Here is a 12,462-nt window from a genome sequence, read left to right on the forward strand (position 1 = left end):
AATGTGAGGGGGACACATGCAGTCGAGATCAAACACGCCCGTACTGGCTGCCGGTGCCGTCCTTGCCCCCATCGGGCTCGTGCTGTCCATCATCCTGTTCGGCGGCGGCTCCCAGGCCGCGGCCGACGTGTGCTCACCAACCGGCACAGGCGTCAGCGTCGACGCAAGTGATCTGCCCAAGGTGGCTGTCGCCGGCTATGAGGGAGAGCAGCTGAAAAACGCGGCCCTGGTCATCAACGCCGGCAAATCCCTTGGCCTGTCCGTGCGGGGCCAAACCATCGGTGTCATGACGGCCATGGGAGAGTCCGGACTGCGCATTCTGGACCACGGCGACGGTCCTGGCCCCGACTCCCGGGGCCTGTTCCAGCAGCGCGACAACGGATCCTGGGGAACCTACCAGGACCGCATGAACCCCACCGCCTCCGCCACCAACTTCTTCAAGGCCCTGCAGAACATCAGCGGCTGGGAACAGCTCGAACCGACCACAGCCGCCCACAGGGTCCAGCGCAACGCCGACCCGTTCCACTACCAGACCTACTGGCCGGCCGCCGTCGAGGTCGTGGCCGCCCTGGGCGACGCCAAAATTACCGACGCCGGGGGCACAAGCTTGTGCGGCATCCCGGGCGAGTCCGGCAAGGGCGATGACCTGCCCTGGCGCACCGCGCAGATCTACTCGGCCTCCCCGTTGGGCATGTTCAATCGCGAATGCGTTGACTTCGCCCTCTGGCGCATCAACCAGCAGCTCGGCAGCACCGCTGCCCCCTACAAGGTCCTCAACGGCACCTTCCGGCCCGACGGTGCCCTCCTCGGTTCCGCGCTTACGTGGAAGGACGGATGGGACGCTAAAGGCTGGCCCACCGGCAGGACGCCGCGTGTCGGTGCCGTTGTCTGGTACTCCCCCGGCGCTGGAGGCGCCGACGGCACCTACGGCCACGTCGGAATCGTCAAAGCCGTCAACGGCGACGGCAGCTTCGTCGAAGAGGGCTACAACGGCAACCCCGTCCCGAACGACCACACCTACTACACCCGCACCGTCCCCAACGGCACACCGAGTGCCTTTCTCTACCTGCCCGGCAACGACTCACCGGAGGAACCATGAAACGCACGCTGACAGCCTTCACGGCCCTGCTCCTGTGTACCGGGTGCGCGCCGGCAGCCAGTACAACACCCGCGGAACCCTCGCCCAGCATTTCCACAGCGGTTCCTGCCACGCTCAGCGCAGGAGGCAAACCCCAGGCTTCCGGCGGCACAGCACCGACCACCCTCGGCATCGCCTGGGACGGGGCAAGCAAAACAGCAGCCTTGGACACCGCGACCAAGGCCATGACGCTCTACGCCCGTCCCACCGTGAACGACAAGCAATGGATCCAGGACCTCGGCCAGGTCCTCACCGCCCAAGCCACTGCCGACTACCAATACGTTGACCCCGCCAACATCCCGGCCACCAAGGTCACCGGACCCGGCCAACTCAAGATCGATGAGAACAACGGCTTCGGCTTGCATGTCGTGTTCCCCACCGACGCCGGCGACTACGACGTGCAGCTGCTCCGCAGCGCCGTCGGCAAGCCCTGGCAGGTCAACCGCTTCACGCCCCCGAACGGCACAAAGTAAGGAAAGATGATGGAAACCCAAGCACTCGACTTCCCCAAGATCAACGCCGTTCTCCGCACCAACGGCACCGGCGAAGTCACCATCAACGGGACCTCCCACGCGATCGAGGCCGACAACGAAGCCGCCGTCCTGAACGATGCGCTTCGCCTCATTACCGCAACCGCCGTCCAGCTCGGCCGCCCCGTCCGCGTCAGCACCACCGACCCCGACGGCCAAGGCCTCATCATCGTCTCCCCCGACGGCGTCGTCAGCGAAGCAACCCCGACCAAGCCCACCAACCGTGGAGGACAGGACACCCCACCCGCCACGACCGTTCCTTTGCCCGAGCCGGCCAAGGTTCTGACCGCGCCCGCGTCCGCTCAGGTTCCCGACGCCACCGCGATCCAGGAAACGCCCACACAACCCACCGACGCTGCGCCGACGACCTACGGTGCAGCTGTGACGGCCGTGCCCGGTCAGGAGCCCGCCCCAGCCCCCACAGCGGCCGCTGAGCCTGCTGCACGGCGCAGCCTCAGAGACACCTCGTTCCTTGTCAGCGCGCCCGTGCTGCAGCCCGCCACTCGCGGCTGGCGCGGCGCCCTTAGCCGTCTCGGCTTCCGCATGGACCCCTCCCCCGAAGAGCTGGCCGAACGCGAAGACATCCGCACCGTGAGCCAACACTGGCCCGGCCCCCGCACGGTGGCCGTCGTCAACCGCAAGGGCGGCGCGAATAAGACCCCCACCGTCGTCATGCTCAGCGCGATCCTGGCCCGTTACAGCGGAGCGGCGACCGTCGCCTGGGACAACAACGAATCACAAGGCACCCTCGGCTGGCGTACCGAAAAGGGCGGGCACGACAACAGCGTCCTGGACCTCATCGACTCCTCCCAAGCGCTGCTCTCCCCCAGCGCCCAGGCAGCCGAGATCGCCCGCTTCGTCCACCACCAGACGGCAGACAAGTTCGACGTCCTGCGCTCGGACGAAAACGACGAAGGCGACCACGAAGTGACCGCCGAAGAAGTGGACATCGCCCACCAGGTACTCACCCGCTACTACCGGCTCATCATCATGGACTCCGGAAACACCGCCCGCGCAGCCAACTGGCGCCGCATGATCCACCACACCAACCAGCTCGTCGTCCCAGTCACAGCCATCGAAGACCGCGCCGAAGCCGCCCGCCTGACCCTCCAAACCCTCGCATCCCGCGGCGGCCACGACGCAGAACTGGCCCGCAACGCCGTCGTCATCGTTTCTGAATCCACCGACGCCAAGCGAAGCATGAGCGGCGACGCGCTCAAACGCGCCAAAGACGAAGCCCAGAGGATTGCCGAAGCCTTCACGCCGCACGTACGCGCCGTCGTCCGCATCCCTTACGACCCCGCCCTGGTCAACGGACCCATCCGCTACGACGCCCTCCAACCCCCCACCCAACGAGCCTGGCTCGCCGCCGCCGCAGCTGTGGCCAAGGGCTTCTGAGCGACGCTCCGCCGATGCTCCTCACCCCAAGAAGGCCAAAGCAGCAGGTCACAAAGGCGACACGCTCCCGTTTTCTGAAAACAAATCCTGAGAGGCGTTACTGGCCGGTGATAGTTTCAGAGCAGTCGCAGGGACATGCAAGTCGTCTTGGTGGCAGGCAATACAACGATGAAGCTGTAGCCGTTAACGCGGCTACAAAATCAAAGGACAAGCAAATGACGGCAGTAGCAGTTAATCGAGGCGGCGGGCGCCCCAGCAAAGGCCTGCGTAAGTTCATTGGTTTTCGCTCACCCGAACCCACCGCTGACGGTATCGCCAAAGTGGCAGCCCATAAGGGCCTGACCGTCACGGAATACCTTCTGTCCGTTGTCGAGCCACAACTGAAGGAAGATCTGGCCGCCCTCGACCAAGACGACTATCAGCAGGAGTTGCCCATCCGCATCGCCTCATAACAAAAGAAGGCCCGCACTGGGCGGGCCTTCGAAGCTTGAGACTTACCCTCTGGATTGCTTGCCGGCGGATCAGATTGTAAGTCGTGGAGGGCCTGAGTAGGCCATCCCTTGTGTTGCTATAAAACCGATCTGGCAGGATCGGCCCTTTTTCGTACCTCAATCCCCGAAAGGATTACTCACATCGTACATCAGTACATCTCCGTGCTTCCAGCATGCCCAGTTAGAGGCGTGTCAAATCAACGAGACACAGCATCTAAAGCATGGGCAGCTCTAACACCTCTGCTGGCCGGCCAGCCGCGTGTTCGCCTTTCCAAGGACGCCGGCAAGTCGTATCCGCAAAAACATGAACGAAACCTCACGGAGGCTCTTCCCTCTGTTCCCGCCGCGGTCCGGATTTTTGGTAAGGACGGTACCTGCGCTGCGATCTTCCTCGACTTCGACTCCTCAGTAGCCGGCCAGGACTGGGTCCAGGCCGACGTCCGGGCCGTTCAGACCTGGCTTCACTCGGTGGGTGCCCGCTGGATCGAGGACTACTCCCCCAACGGTGGCCGACACGTCTACGTTCCGCTGGCGCAGCGGGTCACCTTCTCTGAAGCGCGTGATCTTGTCGAGGCGCTGGGCACCCGCTACCGGACCCTGGACAAGACCCCGCACCAGAACCTGCTGCATGGCTGCATGCGAACCCCCGGTTCACCGCACAAGCGCGGCGGTTACCAGGAGTTGGCGATGAGCCTGTCCATGGCCTACGACATTGCCCGCCGGCCCAACAGCGCCTCGGTGTGGGCGGCCATGACTAAAGACCTGGCCGCCGAGATCAAGGCCGTCCGTGCCCTCCGGCAGGAAGAATCCTTCACCCCGGCAACCGCCGGCGCCCCCGCCTCCAACCAACCCGTGGGCCGCATGTCCCGGGCGATGCAGGTCCTGGCCCAGACCGGAATGTACGACACCAACCGGTACGCCACCGATTCTGATGCCCGCCAGGCCGTCCTGGTCAACGCCGCGGCCGCGGGCCTGCAGCTCGTGGATGTGGAGCGCCGGATGCTCCAGGGAACCTGGCCGGGACTGGCCTCCTTCTACGCCCGCTACGCAGCCCGTCACCGGCTCCCGGCCCTGCGCAGGGACTGGATGAACGCCCTCTCTTATCTCAGCAAAAACCCGGCCAAAAAGAACCGGAGTGACAATGTCCGCAGATCCCCCACTAGCCAGCCAACTACACAGGCGGGGCAAGTAAAGGGACTAAATCCAATGTCGAATCCCGATGCAGAGCATCGGTTTATCCGGACCTGGCGCAGTGCTCTCAGAATCCGGGAGGTCAACTACCAGCAATCAAGGACCGGGATGGCGAGGAGGATGGTGTTGCGGGCTCTGGGAGAGGCAGCCCACATGACAGCATCGCGCTTCATCGAATTTGGGGTCCGCTCCATTGCTGTGGCTACGGGTCTCGATCACACCACTGTCGGTCTTCACTTGCGGGAGCTGCGTTCCGAGAAAGATCCTTTGGTCACCTTGGTTGAGGAAGCGCGTGGAACAAAGGGCGACCTATATATGCTCACTATTCCCGAGGAGCTGAAGTCCGCGGCTGAGGACGCCACCTGGCAGAAAGGTAAGATCCACGCCCTGCGTCCGGTCTTTCGGGAAATGGGTTTGCCGGCGGCATTCGTCTACGAAGCACTGGAACACTCCCCCGGCCTGTCCACCACCGAAATCGTCATCACCACCAGGCTGTCCCGGTCTGCGGTACATGAAGCCCTCGAAGTCCTCGTCGGCTGGAACCTTATTACACGCGACGGTGCACGCTCTTGGTTCACCGTCGCCGCGACATCACTGAGGCAGCTCGCGGAGCAGTTCGGTGTCTTGGAAGCTGTTGCTGTGCAAATACAGCGCTACCGCAATGACCGCATCATTTGGCGCGAATGGCTCGCTAAAAACGTCAACAGCGTGGCCGAGCTACTCTCCCCCGATGATGACTATCCCTGGGAAACCTTCGAGGGGCCACCTGACGAATGGTCGTTGTCCGACATAGCCTTCGGTAGAACAGGATGAGGTTTAAGTTAAGGCTCGGTAGAGCTCAATTCCGTTGACGCTGCGGCCCGTTCACCTCGGTCGTTTCCGCTTTCGTGCCATAAGTCATGCCATAGTCCAAGCCATAATTAAGGCGGACATCTTCCGTAGTGACCTAAGTCGGAAGATATGGCAACATCACGCCAATGAATCCTGGATATATAGCTTGAAGACGCTCGAGACCAAGGCACTGCGTGACGGTGCGTCGAATTCGGTGACCTTCTCATCGAGCCAGGCCACTTGCAGGCCGTCGAGACGGAGCTGGATCTGAATGCCAGCCTCTCCTCGCTTCCGCGGGGCTCGGCGCGGCATGCCCGATTTGGTCAGCACGGTCTCGGTGGTGAACCCCTTGGCGATCTGTTTGTCGTCGACCGCTTCGAAGGCATCAATTAGCAGATCCGCATACGTGGTCCGTTTTTGGTAAACGGCGTCCTTTACTTGAGCGAGGAGCTCCGGAGGTAGGTAGACTCCTACATTGCGCAGTGCCCCCGAAACCAGTTGGGAAGCTCGGGTCGAGTTAGCTGCCTTTTTAGAAACAGGTCGCTGCTCATCATCGTCCTTTGAGGTCTTGGCAGATGCGGTTTTGGGCTCCTCCCGCTTCCCAGCCAAGTCATGGGGCGTCTCCCTGGTGCGTTCCTTTTCAGTGGGCGGATTATCCATCGGCGGCTCACCAGCAGGTAATCTCGTTTCAGCAGGGTCGCGTGTTTCTGCTGGCGGCGCTTGGATAAGTCCTTCGGCCGCCGCCTCCGTAGGCTCTTCGGGCCCTGGTTCCGCTGCAGGGGCTCCCCTCCCCCGCTTTGGAGCCAACAATCCTTGGAGTGCTGCACCGCGGGTAGTCGTTACCGGCGCGAATGCCCCGGCGAGGCTTTGCCTGCCGCTCATGCCTGGTTCCCACTTTCGATTTCGTTCAGTCGGGCGAGGATCTCGCCTGTCAGCTGCTCATATTCTTCAGCGAGCCCCCCGGCATTGCGCGAGAAGAACCCATCCGACGGCTTCTCTCCTGCACGGAGCGCCTTCAGACGGTTCTTTTGAGCGTCGGTAACGGCACCTTCAAGCTCATGGAAGAGCAATCCCTTACGACGGGCGTCAGCACTTGCGCTCTCAAGATTCCTGATGCGAGTTTCAAAGACAGGGGCAACGGTGCCAAGCATCTCCTCTAGAGTGTCCCGGACACTTCGTTCTAAGCGCAGAGAGCGTGGTCCAACACCGAACAGGACAATGCCAGCCAACTGCAGCGATGGGTTGCGGTCACGGACGGCCATGAACCGTCGAGCGATACGTTCGACACCGTCGATGCTCGCGTCATCGGAACGGGTAGGAATTACGACAGCGCTGGAAATCGCGAAGGCGCCTTCTACAAGGATCCGCTCCCCCGGCGGGGTATCGATAAGAATCAAGTCGTAGTCGTCGGCCAGCGGCGCCAGGACGGCGTAAAGCATGTCGCCGAAGTCGCCGGCGTCAGACCTGCTCGAGCGGGAAACCATGAGACCTTGAATATCTTCGAGGTCTTGGCCCCCGGGAATGACGTCAAGGTTTTCCCGCACGTCGCGCAGGATCAACGGCTTCGTCCCGGCGATGAGAGCCTGGAAAAACTCCCTGCCCGTTTGCCGTTCATATCCGAGGTCGCGGGCGAGATCGCCTTGAGGGTCAAGGTCGATCAGCAATACGCGAGATCCGGCCAGAGCCACATACCCCCCGACATTGGCAGCGGTGGTCGTCTTGCCAACTCCACCTTTGCCGTTTGCTAGAGAGATGACGCGGTCGATGGCGCGTGTCGATTGCGATCTCGGGTTCACGGGGGTCTGCAGTGATCGTGCCATCGGCCGAATAGTCTCCTAGTTATCGACTGGAATGCTGTTCCTGCTATCAACGTTATGTGCACTCCCCCGTGAAGGCGGGTAGTGACACGCATGCGACGGCCCACGGGGCGTCGAACAATGATCACTATGTCCTGGCACGCTGTTATCAAGGCAGAACATGATGCCCGGATAACCGTGGGATTTCTTGCTCGGTCACTCATGGCTGGCTCTATTGATCCTTCTATTGGAGGGACCGTTGATGTTCACGCTTTGTGTAACGCTTGCCTTCAGGTTTTTAGTCGCGTTTGTTTTCCCGTCATTGCTCCTGTCAGAAGGCCTGTGGGTAGTTGGGCCTAGTATTCAATGGTTACCAGCGCATGGGTTCAAGTGGCAGGTCAGGCTACTTGTCTCGTTGCTTTCACAGCAGATGTTCAAATGGATGCAGTCGCGTTGCATCAAGTAGGGCATATGGCAGGCCTTATGGCATGAAACGGGGTGGGAGGCCTCGTGGAGCAACAACTATGCGATCGCGCAATCCGTCTCTCGTGCCATCCAACGAGCAAGGAGAAGTTCACCGCCGCAGGCCCCAGGTGTGAAGCTACCCCGAAGACGCTATTCGATCCCAGATGGCTCCGCAGCGATCTCAAGGCCGACACCCTGCGGCACTCGGGCTGTTGCAGCGGGGGGGTGTCCCTATGCTTTTGGTCAAGCGGCCAGGGCAGGTTTTTCCTCGTAGAAGGTGCCGTGTTTGAGCATTGAGTAGATGACGTCGCAGCGGCGCCGGGCCAGGCAGATCACGGCGGCGTTGTGCTTTTTCCCTTGCGCCCGTTTCTTTTGGTAGTAGGCCTTGGACGCAGGGTGGTGGCAGCTGGCGATCCAGGCGGATCTGAAGAGAGCGTTCTTGAGTTGCTTGTTCCCCGAGCGGGCAGGGAATTCTCCCCGTATCGAGGTCCCGGAGCGTCGTGTGACAGGGGCTATGCCGGCGTAGGCGGCGAGGTGCCCGGGAGTGGTGAAGGTGCCGGCGTCGCCGATGGTCAGGAGTATCGTCGCTGCGGTCTTGATGCCGACTCCCGGCATGGACATCAAGACCTGGGAAAGAGGGAAGTCATCGAGGAGCTTTTCAACTTCTTCAGCCACGATGGCTCGCTGGTGTTTGAGTTCCTTAATCTGGGCAGCGACGCGGGGAATGACCAATTCGACCGCTTCGGTGCCGATCACGGTGACCGTCTGCTCGCTCAGTGCAGTGAAGATGGCGTCAACCACGTTCACCGGGTCCTTGCGGCTGTGGCTCCTGGCCCAGCGCAGCACGTTGGATCGCCCGGCGGCCCGCAGGCCGGTCGGTCCGGCGTACTTGATGAACAGCTCCAGGACCAAGGACCTGGTCAGTGCTGTTCCCGGAAAGACACGCTCCAGTGCTGGGAAAATCTGCAGCAACAGGGAACGCAGGCGGTTGATCGCCCGGGTGCATTCATGGGTCAGGTCAGCGTCGAATCCGGAGAGCACCTTCAATGCCGCGAGTACTTCGCTGTCCCGGTCAACGGCCCGCAACGTATGCGGCATGGCGCGGGCCGTCTCGGCGATGATGAACGCATCCCGCGCGTCCGTCTTGGACTTTCCCGGGTACAGGTCAGCGGCTTTACGCATCGCCAGACCGGGCAGGTAGGCAACGGTGCACCCGCAGTCCCTGGCCACGGCTATCGGAAGAGCGCCAATGGTGTTGGGCTGGTCCACGATCACAAGCACCCTGCCGTGCTGCTGCAGCCCGGTGAACAGCTCGCGCAGCCGCGCCTCATCCTGAGGCAGGGGCTTGTCGAAGACCCGTTCACCGGCGGCGTTCAATGCCGCAGCGTGGTGCTCGGATTTGCCGACATCAAGCCCGCAGAAAACCTCGTCTCGTTCGTCCATCCGGCGCTCCTTTGCCACCACCTATGGCCGCAGTCACGACACCCGATGCTGGCACCCACGTTACAAAGAGACCTGACCCCATCGGAGGGAGCCGGCCGTGTCCCTATCAGCAGTCAACGTGTGTCTCCGAACCTGGCGACAACCCCCCCGGATCATCAGTGACAGGGCAAGAAAGTCATACCAGGTCCAGCGACCCCGTCCCCGGCCTTCGGGGACGGAATAAATGTAACGGGCAGTTGGTGCAGCGGGCCGAGGAGGGGCTGCAACGCCGAACAGCATGGCTTTTCATAAGGCAATGGTTTGAAGCGACCAAGCGCCGCTGCAGTGGCCTCAAAATAGAGTCTGTCACCGGGATCAAACGATGGCCTCACCGTCGAGGGCACGACTGGGTGGAACCTGCCCCGCCAAGGCCTCCAGGAGTTCCGGGAAGTACCTCGACAAATCTTTGCCTTGCCGTGACCACGAGGACACTCCGCCTGCCCCTACCGGGGGCGCAGGCCCGGCCCCACTTGGGTTCAACCCGGCCCCACTTGGGTTCAACCCGGCCCCACTTGGGTTCAACCCGGCCCCACTTGGGTTCAACCCGGCTGCCGCCGGGCAGCGGCCTCCGCCGGGATCGAATCAACGGCCCTAGCCAGGGCCAGTGGCACGGGCGGCCACAGCGTCACCGGCACGTCCTGAGTCATGACAGCCACGCTACCGCCGCCAACACTAACGGGTCAGGCGGCCGCGGCCCCGACGTCCGTAATGGCCGCGAGTAGCCATTGCTCGGACAGCGGATCGCGGCGCAGCTCGAACGTGCGCAGCGCCGAGGTCGAGGTCAGCCGTACCTGGACCTGCCAGTGCTCGACGCTGACCAAGTCGCCGCAACCAACCGGTGCCCGCTGAGCAGTGTTCCACCAGTCCGAGCGCGTGAACCAGCGCACCGGTTCCGCGGCCACTGCCCAGATCCGGTCGTCATACCTGACGGCCAGAGGAAGGCCCTTGGCGGTAAACCGGACCTGCACTGGCACGTCCAAGGGCCTGTCAGTTGTTGTTCTTGCCACGGGTCCGCTCTCCCAAATTCCTGTTAATCATTTCCTCCCGGCGGGTGACTGCCGAACCCCACACCCAGGTCCGGTATGTGACCGGCCCGTCCTTCCAGGTCACTTCGGCTGCCTTCGCTGTCCAGGCGAACACTTCGCCATCCACCAGCTCAGCGCAGTTCGGAAACCGGATCCACCGCTTTCACCGGGATCCCCGGATACCCGTTCTTGACCGGGAAGTGCTCGAAATCCAGCTCTTCCACGGTCAGTCCGATTGGGCCGGCCCGCCGTGCGTACTGCGCCTGCAGCGCGGCCGCAAAACTCTCGGAGGACATACCACAACCTTAGAACATATATTCGAATAGACACGCCAAAGAACGGCGGCCCTGGTGCTGGCCGCCGGCTCCCATCATGGGGGGAGGGGTACGACAACGAGGTGCCGGGTTACACCCAGCGGGGACAGCTTTGAGCTGTGCGGAGGGCTCCACCTGCCCGCCAATGGGCATAACCCGGGCCCAAAATGCCCTGGTCTCCGCTGCGCTGCCACCGAGGATGCGGTCCTTCGCTGCGCTTCGGCCTGTAAAAGCCTTGTTTTTCCCTTACAGGTGGCTGGGTTGTTCTCCGTACAAGGCCGCTCATCGTAGCCGTCCGGGGGCCCGACCCATCAACCCACGCACACGGACAATCCCACGCGGTCGCCGGGGCTCCCTTATTTCGCGGGATTCCCCGCGCACTCTTCGGGGTTGACGGCCCACCCTCGACCGGCTGCGACAGCGGGGCCTCGCGCGGCGGGGCAGGAAGGAGGGTGGCTACATGAGCATCGACGAAGCGATCAAGCTCGCGACAGCGGTCGTGAGCCTGATGACAGCTGTCATCGCTCTGCTCTCCACGCGGAACGCGCTCTTAACGAGCAAACGCTCCCGAGGTGCAACTCGGAAGCGTAAGCGTAAAGCAAGGAAGTAGGTGTAGCTACGAACCCGGTGGTCGTAACCGCAAGGCTGCGGCCACCGGCTCCTTCCCAGACTAAGTCCTGCTCAACGATAAGGAAACCGTCATGGAACCACTGACCATCATCAACTTCGTGCTCTCCCTGGCAGCACTTGGCGCTTCTATCACCGCCTACCGCGCCACCGCCAAGACCCGGAAGGACCATGAAACTTAGACCAGGCGAGAGGCGGGCCCGCAAGTCCGCGGGCCCGCCTCCCGGTCCCTGAGGCCAGGGGCGGGGGAGCGAAGCGGCCTATCGTGCCTCGTTCCGGGGTTTGCGGCCGCCACGGTGGCCGCGGCCTTCCCGCCAGCCCGGCAGGAGCCGGTTCAGCTGTTCTTCCTTGACCGGGTCCATCCTGCCGGCGCGGTAGTCAATCCGCTGCTGATGCAGCCAAACCCCCAAGGTCCGTTCGTCCCTGTCGTCCGTCTTTTGGTGCCGGGGCCACTCGCCGGCGGCAGCCCGGATCCGCTGCAGCTCCTGCAGCCGCTGCTGCCACCGCTCCGCATCCCGGGCTTTCCGGGTCGAGGGTGTATCCCACCCCGGAATGGCGGCCAGCGCCTCCCGGTAAACGGGGGAGAGGACCCCCTCACCGGCCTTCCTGCGGCGGCTCGCCAGCCACGACGCCAACGCGCGCTCCCGCGCTGTTTTACCGTGGCCGACCGGCAGCCGCCCCTGGCCTTCGTGAAAGGCCAAGACCTCGGCAAGGTTCCGCAACCCAACCTCGGTTGTCCGGGGTTCCGGCGGCGCCAGCGCAGCCTTGTGCTCATCCCGGATGCCCGGGTCTTGTTTGGCCGCGATCTGCAGGTGATATCGCACAGTTGTTTCCGCGACACCGGCCCCGGCCGCGATCTTCGACGTCGGCGTCCCCACCCGGTACAGCTGAACAAACTCAGGATCGGGCGCCACCCGCCGACTGTCCGCCATCAACTCCGAGATCCTCCTAATAAGCCCCCTGCAATCGATGCTCAGCCTAGGGGAACCAAAGGTGTCTACCCTGGTTTTCAGGGCTCGCGGGCTCGCCCTGGTTTTCGCTGCGCTTCAACCAGTTGATGGGCGTCCGCTGGCGCGGCCGGCTGTTGGGGCCCAGTGCTGTCCTCCGCAGAGCTCCGGCCATCCCTGGCCCGGTCTTGTCTACGACGTCTTTTTTGGTTGCTGTCCTTATGTTG

General features: G+C 62.8%; 11 protein-coding genes and 1 pseudogene. 6 read left to right on the plus strand and 6 right to left on the minus strand.

Annotated elements, in window-relative coordinates; translation table 11 throughout:
* Positions 1 to 16: 16 nt before the first annotated feature.
* The 5 genes from LDO14_RS20875 (at position 17) to LDO14_RS20895 (ending at position 5,561) form a co-directional block, all read left to right on the plus strand.
* Positions 17 to 1,099 (plus strand): CHAP domain-containing protein, encoded by a 1,083-nt coding sequence (locus LDO14_RS20875; protein ID WP_223995505.1) that lies wholly within the window; start codon positions 17 to 19, stop codon positions 1,097 to 1,099.
* Positions 1,096 to 1,611 carry a hypothetical protein gene (locus tag LDO14_RS20880; RefSeq protein ID WP_223995507.1) on the plus strand — a complete coding sequence of 172 codons (516 nt, stop codon included), beginning with the start codon at positions 1,096 to 1,098 and terminating at the stop codon, positions 1,609 to 1,611. Before LDO14_RS20875 ends, LDO14_RS20880 begins: the two co-directional genes overlap by 4 nt.
* Before the next feature lie 6 nt (positions 1,612 to 1,617).
* Positions 1,618 to 3,066, plus strand: coding sequence for a chromosome partitioning protein ParA (locus LDO14_RS20885; protein WP_223995509.1), 1,449 nt, complete (start codon positions 1,618 to 1,620; stop codon positions 3,064 to 3,066).
* Positions 3,067 to 3,080: 14 nt separating this feature from the next.
* Positions 3,081 to 3,518: a hypothetical protein gene (locus LDO14_RS20890; RefSeq protein ID WP_223995511.1), complete on the plus strand. Its 438-nt coding sequence runs from the start codon at positions 3,081 to 3,083 to the stop codon at positions 3,516 to 3,518.
* 228 nt (positions 3,519 to 3,746) lie between these two features.
* Positions 3,747 to 5,561, plus strand: a complete 1,815-nt coding sequence (locus tag LDO14_RS20895) for a MarR family transcriptional regulator (protein ID WP_223995513.1) — start codon at positions 3,747 to 3,749, stop codon at positions 5,559 to 5,561.
* A 156-nt stretch (positions 5,562 to 5,717) separates the two neighbouring features.
* Here the strand turns inward: LDO14_RS20895 and LDO14_RS20900 are convergent, their stop codons facing one another.
* From LDO14_RS20900 to LDO14_RS20920, 5 genes and pseudogenes are all read right to left on the minus strand, one after another.
* Complete coding sequence (locus LDO14_RS20900) at positions 5,718 to 6,239, minus strand: hypothetical protein (protein ID WP_223995515.1); 522 nt, start codon at positions 6,237 to 6,239, stop codon at positions 5,718 to 5,720.
* Positions 6,240 to 6,457: 218 nt separating this feature from the next.
* The gene (locus LDO14_RS20905; protein ID WP_223995517.1) at positions 6,458 to 7,399 is read right to left on the minus strand and encodes a ParA family protein; all 942 of its coding nucleotides are present in this window, start codon (positions 7,397 to 7,399) and stop codon (positions 6,458 to 6,460) included.
* Between the two features lie 684 nt (positions 7,400 to 8,083).
* Positions 8,084 to 9,283: an IS110 family transposase gene (locus LDO14_RS20910; RefSeq protein ID WP_223995519.1), complete on the minus strand. Its 1,200-nt coding sequence runs from the start codon at positions 9,281 to 9,283 to the stop codon at positions 8,084 to 8,086.
* A 719-nt stretch (positions 9,284 to 10,002) separates the two neighbouring features.
* Positions 10,003 to 10,329, minus strand: coding sequence for a hypothetical protein (locus tag LDO14_RS20915; RefSeq protein ID WP_223995521.1), 327 nt, complete (start codon positions 10,327 to 10,329; stop codon positions 10,003 to 10,005).
* Positions 10,310 to 10,643, minus strand: a pseudogene (locus LDO14_RS20920) (hypothetical protein). Before LDO14_RS20920 ends, LDO14_RS20915 begins: the two are co-directional and overlap by 20 nt.
* A 478-nt stretch (positions 10,644 to 11,121) precedes the next feature.
* Here LDO14_RS20920 and LDO14_RS20925 point away from each other — a divergent pair.
* Positions 11,122 to 11,271, plus strand: coding sequence for a hypothetical protein (locus tag LDO14_RS20925; RefSeq protein ID WP_223995523.1), 150 nt, complete (start codon positions 11,122 to 11,124; stop codon positions 11,269 to 11,271).
* 277 nt (positions 11,272 to 11,548) lie between these two features.
* Here the strand turns inward: LDO14_RS20925 and LDO14_RS20930 are convergent, their stop codons facing one another.
* Positions 11,549 to 12,202: a helicase associated domain-containing protein gene (locus tag LDO14_RS20930; protein ID WP_223995525.1), complete on the minus strand. Its 654-nt coding sequence runs from the start codon at positions 12,200 to 12,202 to the stop codon at positions 11,549 to 11,551.
* Positions 12,203 to 12,462: the final 260 nt, after the last annotated feature.

The organism is Arthrobacter sp. NicSoilB11 (assembly GCF_019977375.1).
Classification (GTDB): Bacteria; Actinomycetota; Actinomycetes; order Actinomycetales; family Micrococcaceae; genus Arthrobacter.